The organism is Streptomyces sp. NPDC001068 (genome assembly GCF_042897315.1).
Taxonomy (GTDB): Bacteria; Actinomycetota; Actinomycetes; order Streptomycetales; family Streptomycetaceae; genus Streptomyces.
Genome location: NZ_JBIAYD010000003.1, coordinates 353,699 through 370,125, shown reverse-complemented (window position 1 = coordinate 370,125; position 16,427 = coordinate 353,699). Strand labels below are relative to the sequence as shown.

Annotated in this window: 16 protein-coding genes; 13 read left to right on the top strand and 3 right to left on the bottom strand. The window is 71.6% G+C overall.

Annotated elements, in window-relative coordinates; genetic code table 11:
* The first annotated feature begins 7 nt into the window (after window positions 1-7).
* Entirely contained in the window at window positions 8-994 is a 987-nt protein-coding gene (locus ACFY3I_RS11110; RefSeq protein ID WP_390860330.1) for an ABC transporter ATP-binding protein, read from the top strand.
* Complete coding sequence (locus ACFY3I_RS11105; RefSeq protein WP_390860329.1) at window positions 975-2,060, top strand: ABC transporter ATP-binding protein; 1,086 nt, start codon at window positions 975-977, stop codon at window positions 2,058-2,060. The genes ACFY3I_RS11110 and ACFY3I_RS11105 overlap by 20 nt, the downstream gene beginning before the upstream one ends.
* Before the next feature lie 245 nt (window positions 2,061-2,305).
* Here the strand turns inward: ACFY3I_RS11105 and ACFY3I_RS11100 are convergent, their stop codons facing one another.
* Window positions 2,306-4,426, bottom strand: a complete 2,121-nt coding sequence (locus ACFY3I_RS11100) for a prolyl oligopeptidase family serine peptidase (protein WP_390860328.1) — start codon at window positions 4,424-4,426, stop codon at window positions 2,306-2,308.
* Window positions 4,427-4,615: 189 nt separating this feature from the next.
* Here ACFY3I_RS11100 and ACFY3I_RS11095 point away from each other — a divergent pair, with 189 nt between their 5' ends.
* The 10 genes from ACFY3I_RS11095 (at window position 4,616) to ACFY3I_RS11050 (ending at window position 13,942) form a co-directional block, all read left to right on the top strand.
* Window positions 4,616-4,810: a hypothetical protein gene (locus tag ACFY3I_RS11095; RefSeq protein WP_351318948.1), complete on the top strand. Its 195-nt coding sequence runs from the start codon at window positions 4,616-4,618 to the stop codon at window positions 4,808-4,810.
* Window positions 4,811-4,890: 80 nt separating this feature from the next.
* Window positions 4,891-5,772, top strand: a complete 882-nt coding sequence (mshB, locus tag ACFY3I_RS11090; protein ID WP_390860327.1) for an N-acetyl-1-D-myo-inositol-2-amino-2-deoxy-alpha-D-glucopyranoside deacetylase — start codon at window positions 4,891-4,893, stop codon at window positions 5,770-5,772.
* Window positions 5,769-6,185, top strand: coding sequence for a DUF6113 family protein (locus ACFY3I_RS11085; RefSeq protein WP_365295828.1), 417 nt, complete (start codon window positions 5,769-5,771; stop codon window positions 6,183-6,185). The genes mshB and ACFY3I_RS11085 overlap by 4 nt, the downstream gene beginning before the upstream one ends.
* Window positions 6,186-6,340: 155 nt before the next feature.
* The gene (locus tag ACFY3I_RS11080; protein ID WP_390860326.1) at window positions 6,341-8,698 is read left to right on the top strand and encodes a hypothetical protein; all 2,358 of its coding nucleotides are present in this window, start codon (window positions 6,341-6,343) and stop codon (window positions 8,696-8,698) included.
* Between the two features lie 237 nt (window positions 8,699-8,935).
* A complete protein-coding gene (locus ACFY3I_RS11075) occupies window positions 8,936-9,340 on the top strand; it encodes a peptidase inhibitor family I36 protein (RefSeq protein ID WP_390860325.1) in 405 nt (134 codons plus the stop codon).
* A gap of 82 nt (window positions 9,341-9,422) precedes the next feature.
* The gene (locus tag ACFY3I_RS11070; protein ID WP_390860324.1) at window positions 9,423-10,349 is read left to right on the top strand and encodes a hypothetical protein; all 927 of its coding nucleotides are present in this window, start codon (window positions 9,423-9,425) and stop codon (window positions 10,347-10,349) included.
* 104 nt (window positions 10,350-10,453) lie between these two features.
* Window positions 10,454-11,389, top strand: a complete 936-nt coding sequence (locus ACFY3I_RS11065; protein ID WP_390860323.1) for an ABC transporter ATP-binding protein — start codon at window positions 10,454-10,456, stop codon at window positions 11,387-11,389.
* The gene (locus ACFY3I_RS11060) at window positions 11,386-12,126 is read left to right on the top strand and encodes an ABC transporter permease (protein WP_365295834.1); all 741 of its coding nucleotides are present in this window, start codon (window positions 11,386-11,388) and stop codon (window positions 12,124-12,126) included. The genes ACFY3I_RS11065 and ACFY3I_RS11060 overlap by 4 nt, the downstream gene beginning before the upstream one ends.
* Window positions 12,123-13,331: a sensor histidine kinase gene (locus ACFY3I_RS11055; protein WP_390860322.1), complete on the top strand. Its 1,209-nt coding sequence runs from the start codon at window positions 12,123-12,125 to the stop codon at window positions 13,329-13,331. The genes ACFY3I_RS11060 and ACFY3I_RS11055 overlap by 4 nt, the downstream gene beginning before the upstream one ends.
* Entirely contained in the window at window positions 13,328-13,942 is a 615-nt protein-coding gene (locus ACFY3I_RS11050) for a response regulator (RefSeq protein WP_390860321.1), read from the top strand. Before ACFY3I_RS11055 ends, ACFY3I_RS11050 begins: the two co-directional genes overlap by 4 nt.
* Before the next feature lie 55 nt (window positions 13,943-13,997).
* Here ACFY3I_RS11050 and ACFY3I_RS11045 read toward each other — a convergent pair whose 3' ends face one another.
* Both ACFY3I_RS11045 and ACFY3I_RS11040 read right to left on the bottom strand, forming a co-directional pair.
* Window positions 13,998-14,885, bottom strand: coding sequence for a tetratricopeptide repeat protein (locus tag ACFY3I_RS11045; RefSeq protein ID WP_390860320.1), 888 nt, complete (start codon window positions 14,883-14,885; stop codon window positions 13,998-14,000).
* A gap of 43 nt (window positions 14,886-14,928) precedes the next feature.
* A complete protein-coding gene (locus ACFY3I_RS11040; protein ID WP_390860319.1) occupies window positions 14,929-15,933 on the bottom strand; it encodes a GNAT family N-acetyltransferase in 1,005 nt (334 codons plus the stop codon).
* 140 nt (window positions 15,934-16,073) lie between these two features.
* On the opposite strand from ACFY3I_RS11040, the gene fdxA reads away from it, so the two are divergent.
* Window positions 16,074-16,394, top strand: a complete 321-nt coding sequence (gene fdxA / locus ACFY3I_RS11035; RefSeq protein ID WP_007495984.1) for a ferredoxin — start codon at window positions 16,074-16,076, stop codon at window positions 16,392-16,394.
* Window positions 16,395-16,427: the final 33 nt, after the last annotated feature.

The following is a 16,427-nucleotide window of genomic DNA, read 5'->3' as shown; positions in this document are numbered from 1 at the left end:
CGCCGCCGTGCTGCTCGAAGTGCGCGACCTGCACGTGGAGTTCCGGACCAGGGACGGGATCGCGAAGGCGGTCAACGGGGTCTCCTACGCCGTCGACGCCGGCGAGACGCTGGCCGTCCTCGGGGAGTCCGGCTCCGGGAAGTCGGTCACGGCCCAGGCGGTGATGGGGATCCTGGACACGCCTCCGGGGCGGATCGGCGGCGGCGAGATCCTCTTCCAGGGGCAGGACCTGCTGAAGCTGAAGGAGGAGGAGCGGCGCAGGATCCGGGGCGCCGGGATGGCCATGATCTTCCAGGACGCGCTGTCGGCGCTCAACCCGGTGCTCAGCGTCGGCGACCAGCTCGGCGAGATGTTCGTCGTGCACCGGGGGATGTCCCGCAAGGACGCGCGGGCCAGGTCGGTCGAGCTGATGGACCGGGTGCGGATCCCGGGCGCCGCCCAGCGGGTGCGGGACTATCCGCACCAGTTCTCCGGGGGCATGCGCCAGCGCATCATGATCGCCATGGCGCTGGCCCTGGAGCCGGCCCTCGTCATCGCCGACGAACCGACCACGGCGCTGGACGTCACCGTCCAGGCCCAGGTCATGGACCTGCTCGCGGAGTTGCAGCGCGAGTACCGCATGGGACTGATCCTGATCACCCACGACCTCGGCGTGGTCGCGGACGTCGCCGACCGGATCGCCGTGATGTACGCGGGACGGATCGTCGAGTCCGCGCCGGTGCACGACATCTACAAGGCGCCCGCGCACCCCTACACGCGCGGGCTCCTCGACTCCATCCCGCGCCTGGACCAGAAGGGCCAGGAGCTCTACGCCATCAAGGGCCTTCCGCCCAACCTCATGAACATCCCTCCGGGGTGCGCGTTCAACCCGCGCTGCCCGATGGCCCGGGACGTGTGCCGCACCGACGAACCACCGCTGTACGAGGTGGACCGGCACCGGGGCAGCGCCTGCCACTTCTGGAGGGAGTGCCTCGATGGCCGACGCGACGGTTGAGCCGATCCTGGAAGTGAGCGGACTGGTCAAGCACTACCCCCTGACCCAGGGCATCTTGATCAAGAAGAAGATCGGTGCCGTCAAGGCCGTCGACGGCGTCGACTTCGTGCTCGGCAGGGGAGAGACCCTCGGCATCGTCGGGGAGTCCGGCTGCGGCAAGTCGACCGTCGCCAAGATGCTCGTCAACCTCGAACAGCCGACGGCCGGGCTGATCAAGTACAAGGGCGAGGACATCACCAGGCTGAGCGGGCGGGCGCTGAAGGCGGTCCGCCGCAACATCCAGATGGTCTTCCAGGACCCGTACACGTCCCTCAACCCCCGGATGACCGTGGGCGACATCATCGGGGAACCGTACGAGATCCATCCCGAGGTGGCACCCAGGGGCGACCGGCGCCGGCGGGTCCAGGAACTGCTGGACGTCGTCGGTCTCAACCCCGAGTACATCAACCGCTATCCGCACCAGTTCTCGGGCGGCCAGCGGCAGCGCATCGGCATCGCCCGGGGGCTGGCGCTGCGCCCGGAGGTGATCGTCGCGGACGAACCGGTGTCCGCGCTGGACGTCTCCGTCCAGGCCCAGGTGATCAACCTGCTCGACCGGCTGCAGAACGACTTCGACCTGTCGTACGTCTTCATCGCCCACGACCTGTCGATCGTCCGGCACATCTCGGACCGGGTCGGGGTGATGTACCTCGGCCGGATCGTGGAGACCGGCAGGGACGAGGAGATCTACGAGCACCCGACCCACCCCTACACCCAGGCGCTGCTCTCGGCGGTGCCGGTGCCCGATCCGGAGGCCCGCGAACACCGGGAGCGGATCATCCTGAGCGGGGACGTGCCGTCGCCGACGAACATTCCCTCGGGGTGCCGGTTCCGCACCCGGTGCTGGAAGGCCGAGGAGCGGTGCGCGGTGGAGGTGCCGCTGCTGGCGGTGCCCGCCGTGTTCCTGCGGACGCGGGGGCCGGCGGCCCACGACTCCGCGTGCCACTTCGCGGAGGAGAAGCAGGTGGTGCCGCCGGAGGAGCCGGCCGGAAGAACGCCGGACGATCTTGGCGACGGGGGTGCGTAGCGGGGCGAACCGGGGTCAATCGCGTTAACAAGCAGGCAACTTCGCCGACCCGGTCCCGATATACGGACGCGGCACTGTAATCGGCGTACGGCCGTGCGGGTGCCGTAAACGGGCCGGAGCGCGCCATGTCGCTCCGGCCCGTTGCCCCTCTTTGCGCCTGAACCGGCGCCGCTCTCGCGGACCTGGCCGGTGCTTCGTCGTGGTTCCTCAATTATTGGTTGCGGTGCTCGGTGGAGCGCTGTTGCTCAGCCCAGTCCAAGAGCACGCCGGAGGAAGTCCAGCTGGAGAAGCAGCAGGTTCTCCGCGACCTGCTCCTGCGGGGTCATGTGGGTGACGCCCGACAGCGGGAGGACCTCGTGGGGGCGGCCCGCCGCCAGCAGGGCGCTGGACAGGCGCAGCGAGTGGGCCACCACCACGTTGTCGTCCGCCAGCCCGTGGACGACCATCATCGGGCGGTGCGGTTCGGCCGCGTCGACCAGGCCCGCGTCGTCGATCACCGAGTTGCGGCGGTAGACGTCCGGCTGTTCGCGGGGGTCGCCGAGGTAGCGCTCCTGGTAGTGGGTGTCGTACAGCCGCAGGTCGGTCACCGGGGCGCCCACCACCGCCGCGTGGAAGACGTCCGGGCGGCGCAGGGCCGCGAGCGCGGCGAGGTAGCCGCCGAAGGACCAGCCACGGATCGCCACCCTGGTCAGGTCGAGGGGGAAGTCGGCGGCGAGTGCCTGGAGCGCGTCGACCTGGTCCTGCAGGACGATCGCCGCGATGTCGTCCCTGACGGACTTCTCCCAGGCCGGCGAGCGGCCGGGGGTGCCCCGCCCGTCGGCGACGACCACCGCGAAACCCTGGTCGGCGAACCACTGGGAGGTGAGGTGGGCGTTGTGCGCGGCGACCACACGCTGGCCGTGCGGGCCGCCGTAGGGGTCGAGCAGAACCGGAAGGGGAGTGTCCCCGTGGTAGTCCCGTGGCATAAGCACGGCGCACGGAATTCTCCGTGCGCCCCCCTCGGTGAGGGTCACGCGCGGGGACATACCGGGATCTTCGGCGTACGACGTGACAGTTGCCAGATGTTTTCCGTCACGGAGCAACTGGACACGGCTGCCGGGAGTGTCCAGCCTGGCGGAGACCAGAACGGTCACGCCCCCGGCGCGCACGGCCGTGTGTAGGCCGGGCTCCTGCGACACGCGCTCCACGCCGAGTTCGTTGACGCGGTAGACGTGTACCTCGCCGATCTCGGGGGACTCGGCCTCCTCGCCCGCGGAGGCGGAGACCAGCACGTCGTCGGCGGTCACGTCGAGGACCGCACGGATGTGCAACTGGGCACCCGTGAGCGGCCGTTCACCCACCGCGAGCACGCGTGCGCCGCCCTCGTCGGCGATCCGGACCAGCTGGCCCGACGGGCTCCAGCAGGGCACTCCACCGAAAAGTTCAAGCCATGTTGGATCTTCGTCGGCGTGCACCATCCGGGTCGCGCCCGACCCCGGGTCCACGGCGAGGAACAGCTGGCTGCGCTGGTCGCGCGCCTGTACGAGCAGCAGGGGTGCACCCGCCTCTGACCAGTGCACATGAGCCAGGTACGGATACCGCGCCCGGTCCCAGGAGACCTCCGTGCGCCCCCCTTCGAGGTCGTAGGCGAACAGCCGGACGTCCGCGTTCTCGGTGCCCGCCGCCGGGTAGGCGACATGATGTGGCTCACGCCCGGGGTGGGCGGGGTCGGCGATCCACCAGCGCTGTACCGGCGTGTCGTCCACGCGGGCCACGAGCAGCCGGTCCGACCGCGGCGACCACCAGAAGCCGCGCGACCGCCCCATCTCCTCGGCCGCGACGAACTCGGCCAGTCCGTAGGTGACCTGCTCCGACTCGGGCTCCGCCAGAGCCCGGTCGCCCTCGCCGTCGGCGCCCACGACCCGCAGAGCGCCCGCGCAGACGTACGCGACCTGGCGGCCGTCGGGGGACGGGCGGGGGTCGATCACCGGTCCCGGGACCGTGATCTCGCGGGTCGTACCGGCTCTGAGTTCCGCCGTGAAAAGCCGCCCTGACAAGGCGAAAGACGCCAACTCCAGGGCCGCGTCACACGCGTAGCCGACGATGCCGGCGCCGCCCTCACGGCTGCGTTCGCGGCGGGCCCGCTCCTGCGCCGAGAGGCTCTCCTCGGCGCCGCCGAGCAGGGTGCGCGGGTCCGCCGCCAGGCGCTCCTCGCCGCTCGGCACGTCGAGAATCCAGAGGGAATTGGCCCGGTCCGTGCCGGAGCCGGAGCGCAGGAACGCCACGCGGGAGCCGTCGGGGGCCACGGTGAACGCGCGCGGCGCGCCGAGCGTGAAACGCTGGGTGCGGGCGTGCCGGCGGGGGAATGAGACAGCCTCGGTCTTCATGCCCTGACCATATTGGCCATGCGCCCCCTTGTGCGGCCGTGCGCCGAGCGATGCGCGAGCACGCATAGTTATGATCACTACCGCTGAGTGGGTATGAACCCGCTGGCTTGCGCATGGATTTGCTGTACCGATCTACAACCCCCATACCCGAACCCCCCGCGTCCCTGGGATCTTTGGAGGTGAGCCGCCGTGGCACTCTCGATTTCGGCGGTGGTGCTGCTGGCGATCGTCGTCTTCTTGTTGATCAAGAAGTCGGGTCTGAAGGGCGGGCATGCGGTCGTCTGCATGCTGCTCGGTTTCTATCTCGCTTCCTCGACCATCGCACCGACGATCAGCGATCTGACGACGAACGTCGCCAGCATGATCGGCAGCATCAAGTTCTGACCAGGACCGGTCTCCGACCCGGCCGGCGGCGCCGACCGGGGCTGCGTGGCGCCACCGGCGGCGTTCCGTAGGGTGGGCACATGACGGAACCGCCCGCCCCGCCGCCACCCACCCGGCGTCTGCTGCTGGTGCACGCGCACCCGGACGACGAGTCGATCAACAACGGCGCCACCATGGCCCGCTACGCGGACCAGGGCGCCCATGTGACGCTGGTCACCTGCACCCTCGGCGAGGGCGGCGAGGTCATCCCGACCGAGCTGCGGCACCTCACCGGTCCCGCGCTGGGCGAGTACCGGCACGGCGAGCTGGCCGCCGCCATGCGCGAGCTGGGCGTCGCCGACTTCCGGCTGCTCGGCGGCCCGGGGCGCTACCGGGACTCCGGCATGATGGGCACGGCCGAGAACGACGACCCGCGCTGCTTCTGGCAGGCCGACGTCGACGAGGCCGCCGGCCACCTGGTCGAGGTGATCCTGGAGGTCCGCCCCCAGGTCCTCGTCACCTACGACGACAACGGCGGGTACGGCCACCCGGACCACATCCAGGCCCACCGCGTCGCCGTGCGAGCCGTCGAGCTGGCCGCCGAGGCCGGCCACCGGGTCGCCAAGGTCTACTGGAACCGCGTGCCGCGCACGGTCGTGGAGGCCGCCTTCGCCCAACTCCACGAGGCGCTGCCCTCGCTTCCGTTCGAGAAGGCCGCCGCCCCGGACGACGTGCCCGGCGTGGTCGACGACCACCGCGTCACCACCGAGATCGACGGCGCCGCGTACGCCACCGCGAAGACCGCGGCGATGGCCGCCCACGGCACCCAGGTCGAGGTGGCCCCCCGCGGCGCCCTCTGCTTCGCGCTGAGCAATGAGCTGGCCCAGCCCGTATTCGTCACCGAGTACTACGAGTTGGCGGCCGGTGAGCCGGGCGCCGCGCGTGAGACCGATCTCTTCGCCGGTGTCGGGGAGGCGTCATGAGTTCCGCCGGACGCGGCTCGATGCTCGCGCAACCGTTGCAGCGGCCGCCCGCCGGGCGGATCGCCGCCCTGCTCGGACTGATCGTGCTCGGTGCCGCCGTCGGCGTCGCGGGAGCCCTCGTGCAGGCCGCCTGGTTCCCCGGCGGACTGCTGCTGGCCCTGGCCGGCGCCGCCGGGCTCTTCGTCGGCGGGGCGCGGGCGCTGGGCAGCCGGTCCGGGGCCGTGGCGCCCGCGTTCGGCTGGGTCGTCGCCGTCATCCTGCTCACCGCCAGCAGGCCCGAGGGTGACTTCCTGTTCGGCGCGGGAGGCGGCTCGTATCTCTTCCTGCTCGGCGGCATGGCGCTGGCTGTGATCTGCGCCACAATAGGTTTGGGGCGGCAACCCGACGCGGACGGTGCCCGACTTGGCAAGTGACGTACCACTTCGCCGTACGGCGCGCGTGCGAGTCCGGTGTGGGTTTCCCCAGCGGTCATGGGATAAGCGCCAGAAGTGGCCAGTATGGTGGTGCGCGCCGCCGAGCCGCCCGAGCAAGGCCGTACCGGCGGCGGAGCCAACCGGGAGAACCTGCCTTGAGTCGTGAAACTGACACTCCTTCCTCCGGGCCCGACGGGCACGGGGGAGCCGCTTACCCCTCGGGCACGCCGCCGTACGGGACCCCCATGGCTTCCGACGACGGCACGGGCGCGGGCCGTTCGGCCGCCCGGCCGGAGGAACGAAAGACCGAGACCACGCTGACGACCCGGATCCGGATCAACATCCCCGGATCCCGGCCGATCCCGCCGGTGGTCGTCCGCACCCCCGTCGCCGACGCCGACCCCGGCTCCGGAGCGGGCGAGGAGACGGGCACGCACGCGCAGCCGACGGGCGCGGCCATGCCGGCCGGCACCGTCGAGCCGCCGGCCGAGACCGCGCCGCCCGCGCCCGCCACCGGGGAGAAGCAGAGCGACTGGTTCGCGCCGCGCAAGTCCGGTCCGGCCAAGGGCGGTCAGCGCGGCGGCGCCACCAACGGCGCCGGTGCGCCGGGCGGTTCGCCCGCCCCGGCTCCGAACGCCCCGGCCGGACAGGGCGCCCCCGGTGCCGCACCCGGTGCCCCCGGCACGGCGCGCCCGAACGGCGGCCGCCCCGGCGGTGTCGTCGGGTCCATGAGCGTGCCCGGCGCGTCCCGGCCCGGCTCGACCAACGGCGCGGGGCTGCCCACGGGCGCGACCGGCGGCCCGGTGGCCCCCGGACACGGTGGCGGCACCGGCTCCTTCGACGTGACCGAGGTGCTCGCCGCGGGCCCGCTCGGCGGCCCCCGGGGCGGCGCCACGGGCCCCGGCGACTCCCGCCGGGACGAACTGCCGTACTTCTCCGAGAACGGCGGCCAGAACGGCGGCCAGCCCGGTCCCGGGGCGCCCGGCGGCGGTCCGGCCGGTCCCGGCGGTCCCAGCGGCTTCAACGGCCCGGGCCTGCCCGGCGGTCCCGGCGGCCCGCAGGGCCCGGCGGGCCCCACCGGCGGCCCGGTCACCGGCGACGGCCCGTTCATCCCGCCGGTCGCCGGCGGAGAGCCCTTCGCCGGTCCGGGCGGCGCCCCCTTCGCCGGCGGCGAGTCGTTCGGCGCGCCGGGCGGCCCGGCCGGTCCCGGCACCCGCCCGGGCGGCCCCGGCGGCCCCGGCGGCCGTCAGGCCCTGGCCGGACCCGGCGCGCGCACCGCCCCCACCGGTCCCGGTCTCGGCCCCGGTGGTCTGAGCGACGACACCGCGATCCTCACCCCGCAGAAGCCGGCCCCCGAACCGGGCACGCCCGGCTACGGCACCCCGGCGGACAACGTCTCCGGACACACCGTCACCAGCGGTATCCCGGTGGTCCCCGGGCGCGCGGGCGCGAAGTCCCCGTTCGCGCCGGGCGGCAACGGCGACGCGCCGCAGCCGCACACGCCCCCCAAGCTGCCCGAACCGGTCTCGCCGCCCCCGGCCGGGGCCAAGGCCAAGCCCAAGGCGAAGAAGAAGCGCGGCAAGCTGCCGCTGCTCGTCGGCGTCGTGGTGGTCGCGGGCATGGGCGCCTACGGCGCCGGGCTCCTGATGAACCACTCCGACGTGCCCAAGGGCACCACGGTGCTCGGCGTCGACATCGGCGGCGGCACCCGTGACGACGCCGTCAAGAAGCTCGACGACGCGTTCGGCTCGCGGGTGAACAAGCCGCTCAAGCTGTCGGTCGACGGCAAGGCCGTCGCACTGCCTCCGTCCCAGGCGGGCCTGCAGTTCGACATGCAGGCCACCGTCGACGAGGCCGCCAAGAGCGACTACAACCCGGTCTCCGTGATCGGCTCCCTGTTCGGCCAGAAGCGGGTCGTCGAGCCGGCCATGCCGGTCGACGAGGAGAAGCTCCAGGCCGCCCTCAAGGGCCTCGGCGGCAGCTCCGGATCGGTCACCGAGGGCACGATCAGGTTCACCTCCGGCAAGGCCGTCGCGGTCTACGGCAAGGCGGGCAAGGGCATCGACGCGGCCGCCTCCACGAAGGCCGTCGAGCAGGCGTACGAGGCGATGGTGGAGACGGACACGGCCTCCGCGGTGGCCGTGCCGACGACCACCGTCCAGCCGACGGTCTCCAACGCGGAGGTCGACCGCGAGATGAAGGACTTCGCGGAGCCGGCGATGTCGAATCTGGTCACCGTCCGGACCGACGCGCTGCACAGCCTTCAGTTCGGCGCGCGCTCCCTGCCGGAGATCCTCGGCTTCAAGGCCGTCGACGGCAAGCTGGTGGAGACCTACGACCTCGACGCCCTCAAGAAGGCGTACGGCGCCACCTTCGACGGCGTGCTGATCACCCGGGGCACCGGCCAGAAGACGGCCGTCACCCCGCAGGACGTCGCCTCCGCGCTGCGCAAGGCGCTGGTCGGCAAGACCACGGCGGAGCGCGTCGGGGTCATCGACACCAACCCCAGCTAGCGGAGAGTGGTGTGAGGGGTGCCCTGGTCTACGGCCAGGGCACCTCTTCTTTTTTTGGATCGTCCAGATGTTGCACATGAATGACCGAAACTGATCGTTCCCGTACTCGCTTGACTGCCTAAGATCACTCCGGTCCATGGTCGAATCAGGTTCACCTCATGGGGTCGGGGGTTCCTTGTGCGCTCGTTCCGGCGCTTTTCCGACGTCAACGGGTATGAGTACAGGATTGGTGAGTGGATGAGCACAAGAAAGAAAGCTCTGGTGGGGCTGGCGAGCGCAGTGCTGGTTCTGGGATTCACCGGCACCGCGTCCGCCGGCAGCTACAACGGTGTGTGTGAGTCCTCGGGTGGCGGCGAGGTGTGTCTGTACAGACTTGCGAACTACGGCGGTGGTCTGTACGACACGCTCTACAGCAAGCCCGACTACAACGGCAGTACCTATTACGGCACCAGCACTCTCATCGACAACACGATGTCCTCGGTGAAGAACATGGACCCTGACACCCTGGTGTACTTCTACCAGTTCTCCGGTTACACCGGTAACCTCACCGCGATTCCTCCGGGCGAGCAGATCAATCAGGTGCCCAACGACAACACCGCGAGTTCACACTGCTTCGGTTCGAACTCCTCCTGCCCGAACTGAATACGAGGATGCGCCCCTCTTCCAGGGGCGCATCCTCGTATTCGGTTTCGAGACCTCTCCATCGACGAAAGCGTCTGACCTGATGCGGAAGAGATCATTGGCCGTCGGCGTTGCGGCCCTTTCCGTCGTGGTGCTGTCGGCATGCCAGTCCGGTGCCCGGACGGTGGGTGAACCCCGGATCTCTTCGTCTCGGACCACGAAGACGGTAGCCGGTGTTTCGGTACCGGTCCTCCCCCTCGATTCGTATGGCGTCAGCGCGGATCAGCGAGCCGTTCTCGACCAGGCCGTCGACGAACTGGCCGCGCGGTGCATGAAAGCCGAGGGATACACCTGGCCCGCTCGCCTCAAGCGGCTCGGCGTGGCGCGCTCGGCCAATGAGCGGCGCTACGGTGTCACCGACCCCGAGGCCGTGCGCGTGTACGGCTATCACTTGGCCCCGCCGACCGGTGTGACTGCCCGGCAACTGGCAGAAGAGGCACGGCAGGAGAAGAAGCGCAAAGCGCTCATGACCGATGCGCTCACCAAGGCGTACACCGGCCGTGACGGGCCGGCGACCGGAACGACCCTTACGGGTGGCTGCCGCGGCAAGGCGCTGAGCCAACTCGGCCTGCTTCGAGCAGAGGCGTTGACCGCCGTCGACCTGGCGCAGCAACAGGGCTGGAAGCGCACGGAGGCGGACAGCCGGGCCAGGGCCGCGAACGCCAAGTGGAGTGCTTGCATGAAGAGGGTTGGCTACACCTACGCGGATCCCCACGCTGCCGCAGGCGACCCGGCCTGGTGGGGCGGGGGTGAGGGCGGCTCCGCCGCTCCCAAGAAGGCCGGTGTCCGTGAGATCGCCGCCGCGGTGGCCGATGTGAAGTGCAAGCGGCAGACGGAATATGTGGCCGTCTGGCAATCCGTCGAGACCAGCTACCAGAACAAGATTATCGAGGCCAACCGGCAGGATCTCGAAGAAGTGCGGCAGATGTGGCGGAACGCCCTGCGGAAGGCTGCTGAGGTCCTTCGCTGAGCCCGGCGGCCTGCTGCCGCCGCAGAACGCCATGACATCTGTCATACGGCACTCCGGACGGTCGGCACTGCCCCGGCACCGGGGGCGCCCGCGAGCATGGAGGCATGACAACGACAGCGGCGAGCACCGCCACCGACACCCCGGTGGTGGTCGGGTTCGACCAGGTGAGCAAGACGTACGGGAAGGTGCGGGCCGTCGACGGGCTCTCGCTGCGGCTGCACCCGGGGGAGACCGTGGCCCTGCTCGGGCCCAACGGCGCGGGCAAGTCGACCACGCTCGACCTGCTGCTCGGCCTCAAGCAGGCCGACACCGGCTCGGTGAGCGTCTTCGGCATGAACCCGCGGGACGCCATCGTCGCCGGCCGGGTGGGCGCCATGCTGCAGAGCGGCGGCCTGATGGACGAGGTCACGGTCGCCGAACTCGTCAAGCTGGCCTGCCGGCTGCACCCCAAGCCCTACGAGGTCGGTGACGTCCTCGCCCGCGCGGGCATCTCGCAGATCGCCGACCGCAAGGTCAACAAGCTCTCCGGCGGCCAGTCCCAGCGCGTCCGCTTCGCGCTCGCGACCGCCGGCGACAGCGACCTGATCGTCCTGGACGAGCCGACCACCGGCATGGACGTCTCCGCCCGCCAGGCCTTCTGGGCCACCATGCGGGAACAGGCCGACCAGGGCCGTACCGTCCTCTTCGCCACGCACTACCTGGAGGAGGCCGACGCCATCGCCGACCGGGTGCTGGTGCTGCACCGGGGCCGGCTGCTCGCCGACGGCACGGCGGCCGAGATCAAGGCCAGGGCGGGCGCCCGCCGGGTCTCCTTCGACCTGGAGGGCGAGATCGACGAGACCCCGCTGCGGGCACTGCCGTTCCTGACGGCCGTCGACATCTCCGGCCAGACGGTCCGCATCCAGTCGTCCGACGCCGACGCCACCGTCCACGCGCTCTACGGCCTCGGCCTCTACCCCCGCAACCTCGAAGTCACCGGGCTCGGTCTGGAGCAGGCGTTCGTCGCCATCACGGAGGCCGAGGAGGCCAAGCAGTCATGAACGCCCTGATCAAGCTGGAACTCGCCCGCGCCCTGCGCAACCGCAAGTTCCTGTTCTTCTCGGTGATCTACCCCTCGATCATCTTCCTGCTGGTCGCCAGCCAGGGCGACACCAGCCAGACCGTCGACGACTCGGGGCTCTCGGTCGCCGCCTACGTCATGGTCTCCATGGCCTCCTTCGGAGCGCTGACCGCCGTCCTGATGGGCAACAGCGAGCGCATCGCCAAGGAGCGCGAGAGCGGGTGGGTACGGCAGCTGCGGCTGACCACCCTGCCCGGGCGCGGATACGTCCTCGCCAAGACCGCCAGCGCCGCCGTGGTGAGCCTGCCCTCCATCGTGGTGGTCTTCGTGATCGCCGCGACGGTCAAGGACGTACGGCTGGACGCCTGGCAGTGGCTGGCCCTCACCGGCGCCATCTGGGCCGGCAGCCTGGTCTTCGCCGCGCTCGGCGTGGCCATCGGGTACCTCGCCTCCGGGGACGCGGTCCGGCCGATCACGATGATCACCTACTTCGGCCTGTCGATCCTGGGCGGCCTGTGGTGGCCGTCCTCGTCCTTCCCGACCTGGCTCCAGGACATCGCGAAGTGGCTGCCCACCCACGCGTACGCTGCACTGGGACGGGCCATCGAACAGAGCCAGGCCCCGAAAGCCCAGGACATCGCCATCCTCGTCGTCTTCTTCGCCCTCTTCGTCGGCGGCGCGGCCTGGCTGTACCGGAAGGACACGCTGAAGGCGTGAGCACGATGACGGAAGACCCGCGGCGGGACGAGCGAGCGCGGGGTGACCGGCTGGTGCGCATCGGCCAGCCGCCCCGCAGCCGGGGCGAGGCGGTGCGCAAGATGGTGTGGGTCCTGCCCTGGCTGATCTACCTCGCCTCCCCGGCCGAGGACCTGGCCTCCGGCAACCACGGCACCGCCGCCACGGTGGCCGGCTGGGCCGGCCTGACGGCCTTCGTCGGGATCTACCTGGCCATCGTCTTCCGGTCCATGGGCCGTCCCTTCCGGGGCTGGATCGTGGACGCCGCGATCGCCGTGGAGGGGGCGCTCGCGGTCGTGCTGGCCTTCGGCCTCGGCGGTTCCTGGTTCGGCCTGTTCGTGTACGTCTCCGTGATGTGCGGAGTGACCTTCCCGCTGCGGGTCGCCTACTGGACGATCCCGCTCAACACCGCGGCCATGATGCTGGCGGGCTGGTACCACCACGAGCTGGACGAGGCCTGGGGGCTGTTCCTGGTGGTGCTCCTGATCGGCTACTCCATGATCGGCGTACGGCAACTGGTCTCCACCACGATCGAGTTGCGCAAGGCCCGCGCCACCGTCGCGCAACTGGCGGCGAACGAGGAGCGGTTGCGGCTCGCCCGTGACCTGCACGACCTGCTGGGGCACTCGCTGTCGCTCATCACCCTGAAGAGCGAGCTGGCAGGCCGGATGCTCCCGGACCACCCCGACAAGGCGGCCCACCAGGTCTCCGACATCGAACAGGTCAGCCGGCAGGCCCTGGTGGACGTGCGGGAGGCGGTCACCGGCTACCGGCGCCCCCGGCTAGCCGCCGAACTCGCGGGCGCCCAGGTGGCCCTGACCGCCGCCGAGGTCACCGCGGAGGTCCCGGCCGAACCCGACCTCGACGGGGTGCCCGAGGACGGCGAGGCGGCCCTCGCGTGGGCGTTGCGGGAGGCGGTCACCAACGTCGTACGGCACAGCGGCGCGAGCGCCTGCACGGTGGCGGTGCTGCGCCGGCAGACCCTGGACGGCCCGGTCCTCGAACTCTCCGTGCAGGACAACGGTTCGGGCGGCTCCGGCGAGGGTCCCGGCAACGGTCTCGCCGGCCTCACCGAGCGGCTGGAGAAGGCGGGCGGCACGTTGGAGGCGGGCCGTTCCAAGCGCGGTTTCCGGCTGGTCGCCCGGGTCCCGCTCGACCCCGGCGGGGCCGTAGGATCCGGTGCATGAGCAGCACGATCAAGGTCCTCCTCGCCGAGGACCAGTCGATGGTCCGCGAGGCGCTGGCCGCCCTGCTGGGCCTGGAGGACGACATCGAGGTCGTGGCACAGGTCGCGCGTGGCGACGAGGTGATGGCGGCCGCGCGGGAGCACGGCGTCGACGTCGCCCTGCTCGACATCGAGATGCCGGGCTGCACCGGCATCGAGGCAGCGGCCCAGCTGCACAAGGCGCTGCCCGCGGTGAAGCTGGTCGTGCTGACCACCTTCGGGCGGCCCGGCTACCTGCGCAGCGCGATGGAGGCGGGCGCCGACGCGTTCCTGGTGAAGGACGCCCCCGCCGCGCAGCTCGCCGAGGCGGTCCGCAAGGTGCTGGCCGGCGAGCGTGTCATCGACCCCACGCTCGCGGCGGCGGCCCTGGCCGAGGGCGCCAACCCGCTGACCGACCGCGAGCGGGAGGTGCTGCGCGCGGCGGCCGACGGCTCCACGAACGCGGAACTGGCGAGTGCCCTGCACCTGTCGCAGGGCACGGTACGGAACTACCTCTCCACGGCCATCCAGAAACTGGCGGTACGCAACAGGGCCGAAGCGGTCCGCATCGCCCGGGAAAAGGGCTGGCTGTAGCGGACCCGGACCCGGACCCCTGAGGGCCCCGCCTCTCGACGCAGGCCGGGTCCCGTCAGTTGAGGCGCGCCCGCGCCGACCGTGCCTCGCCCCGCACCTTTTCCGCCGCCGCCTCGTCGACCGCCTCGATCAGCCCCGCGTACTCCTCCAACTCCTCGGCACCGTCGGTGAAGTCACCCCGCTGCACCAGCAGCCGCGCCCGGTCGTACCGCAGCCTGGCCGGGTGGGACGGCATCAGCAGGGACAGGTCCACCGCCCACAGCCCCACCTCCGACCGCTCGGGCCGGGCCGCGGCCCAGGCCCGTACGTTGTTCAGGATCCGGCGTACGACGTCCAGCGGATCGGCCGGTTCCAGCATGGCCGGCTCCAGCGGCACCCCCGTGGCACCCTCCACGAGGGTCTGCGCGTCCGCACCGCTCAGCACCCGGCCGCCGTCGAACGGATCGGCCAGCACCTGGTCCCCGGCCGGCCCGAAGCCCACCACGAAGTGCCCCGGCAGCGCGACCCCGTACACCGGCGCCCCGGCCCGCCGCGTCACCTCCAGCCAGACCACGGACAGCAGGATCGGCAGCCCGCGCCGCCTGCGCAGCACCTCGTGCAGCAGTGAGGACTCCAGACGGCGGTAGTCCGAGGGGGCGCCGTGGAAGCCGGACCGGTCGCCCAGCAGCCGGTGCGCCGCCGTGGCCCAGGCGAGCGGTCCGTCCGGCCGGTACGGCAGCTGTCCGGCGAGCCGGTCCAACTCCATCTGCGCCGCGTCGATCCCGGCGTCGTCCAGCGTGCCGTCGGCCGCCGCGCCCAGCAGCAGGCACAGCGTCGCCAGGTCCGGCCGCTCGGACCGGGCCTCCTCGCCGAACCGCCGCCCGACCTCGGCGGCCCGCTCCGGCGGCGGCGGACTCAGACGCGTGTGGGGGCCTGGATCCGGATCTGGAACAGGGGGTTGCATGGCTGTCTCGTGTCCTTCCGGAACGATCGGTCGCGCGGCGGCCTCAGCGGCCGTCCGCCTCCGGTGCCCTGTAGTGGTGGTAGGCGTGGTGCGCCCCGAACCCCAGCCCCGTGTACAGCGCCCGTGCCGCCGTGTTGTCCGCCTCGACCTGGAGCCAGGCCGCCGACGCGCCCTCCTCCAGCGCCCGCCGGGCGAGCGCGGCCATGACCTCCCCGGCCAGCCCCCGGCGGCGGAGCGCCGGATCCACCTCGACGGCGGCGAACCCGGCCCACCGGCCGTCGACCACCAGCCGCCCGATCGCCGCCGGGGCGTCTTCGCCGGGCACGGTCGCGAACCACACGGAGGGTCCTCCGGTCAGCACGCGCAGGGCCACCTCGGTGACCCCCTTGCGCTGGTAGCGGGCCAGCCAGGCCTCGTCGGCCGTCCGGGAGAGCACCACCCCGGCACCCTCCGCCCGGTCCGCGACCGGCGCCGTCGCCCCGGTCCAGAGCTCGGCACTCACCTCACGCACCCAGCCGCGCCGCTCCAGCTCCGCGGCGAGCGGCTCCTGCGTGCCCTCGGCACCGGTCGCGATCTGCACGTACGCGGGCAGCCCCCGTTCGGCGTACCACCGCCGTACGGCGTCCAGGGCCGGGTCGAGCGGCATCCCGGGATCGCCCAGCGGCAGCACGCTGTTGGCCCGCCTGGTGAACCCGCCGGCGGCCCGCAGCTCCCACTCGCCGAGCCGTCCGCTCTCCGGCGACGGCCAGCCGCGCGCGGTGACACGCGCGAGTTCCCGGTACGTCGCCGCCGGTCCCCGCCGGCGCGCCGGGGCGGCCGGCACCACCTTGGCGGCCACCAGCGAGGACCGCGGTACGCGGACGGTGAGGCCGTCCCGCCGGGTGATCGTCAGCGTGTCGGCGTCGTCCCATGATGTGAGAACACCCACCGTGTCGGTGAACTTCTCCCCGGTAGGGCCATTTCCGGCCAAACGGCGCACAGAGACCCGTTTGCCCACGTCAGCGGCGGTGATACGGACCTCGAAGCGTCCTGCGGCCGAGATTTCCACTGGTCAGTTCACCCCTCCTGTTCGGATCATGCCCGAGAACGGAGATACTAGGTGCGGGCATCGACGACGCCGCGCTCCCGCGCGCCAGGCGGCGGAGCCTACGGAGGCCCGCCGGCGCCCAATCGAGGAGGAACGACAGCGTGACCTACGTCATCGCGCAGCCTTGTGTCGACGTGAAGGACAAGGCGTGCATCGAGGAGTGCCCGGTCGACTGCATCTACGAGGGCCAGCGGTCCTTGTACATCCACCCGGACGAATGCGTTGACTGTGGTGCCTGCGAGCCGGTCTGCCCGGTCGAGGCGATCTTCTACGAGGACGACACTCCGGAGGAGTGGAAGGACTACTACAAGGCCAACGTCGAGTTCTTCGACGAGCTCGGCTCTCCCGGCGGCGCCAGCAAGCTGGGCCTGATCGAGCGCGACCACCCCTTCGTCGCCGCGCTGCCCCCGCAGGCCGAGTAAGCCGCAGGCGGCCCGCCGCACCACCGTGCCGCC

What these genes read in the sequence shown, in the direction of transcription:
- ACFY3I_RS11105 (WP_390860329.1), top strand. Translation starts at nt 975, where the DNA reads ATGGCCGACGCGACGGTTGAGCCGATCCTGGAAGTGAGCGGACTGGTC.
- ACFY3I_RS11100 (WP_390860328.1), bottom strand. Translation starts at nt 4,426, where the DNA reads ATGAAGACCGAGGCTGTCTCATTCCCCCGCCGGCACGCCCGCACCCAG.
- mshB (WP_390860327.1), top strand. Translation starts at nt 4,891, where the DNA reads ATGACGGAACCGCCCGCCCCGCCGCCACCCACCCGGCGTCTGCTGCTG.
- ACFY3I_RS11085 (WP_365295828.1), top strand. Translation starts at nt 5,769, where the DNA reads ATGAGTTCCGCCGGACGCGGCTCGATGCTCGCGCAACCGTTGCAGCGG.
- ACFY3I_RS11075 (WP_390860325.1), top strand. Translation starts at nt 8,936, where the DNA reads ATGAGCACAAGAAAGAAAGCTCTGGTGGGGCTGGCGAGCGCAGTGCTG.
- ACFY3I_RS11070 (WP_390860324.1), top strand. Translation starts at nt 9,423, where the DNA reads ATGCGGAAGAGATCATTGGCCGTCGGCGTTGCGGCCCTTTCCGTCGTG.
- ACFY3I_RS11065 (WP_390860323.1), top strand. Translation starts at nt 10,454, where the DNA reads ATGACAACGACAGCGGCGAGCACCGCCACCGACACCCCGGTGGTGGTC.
- ACFY3I_RS11060 (WP_365295834.1), top strand. Translation starts at nt 11,386, where the DNA reads ATGAACGCCCTGATCAAGCTGGAACTCGCCCGCGCCCTGCGCAACCGC.
- ACFY3I_RS11050 (WP_390860321.1), top strand. Translation starts at nt 13,328, where the DNA reads ATGAGCAGCACGATCAAGGTCCTCCTCGCCGAGGACCAGTCGATGGTC.
- ACFY3I_RS11045 (WP_390860320.1), bottom strand. Translation starts at nt 14,885, where the DNA reads ATGCAACCCCCTGTTCCAGATCCGGATCCAGGCCCCCACACGCGTCTG.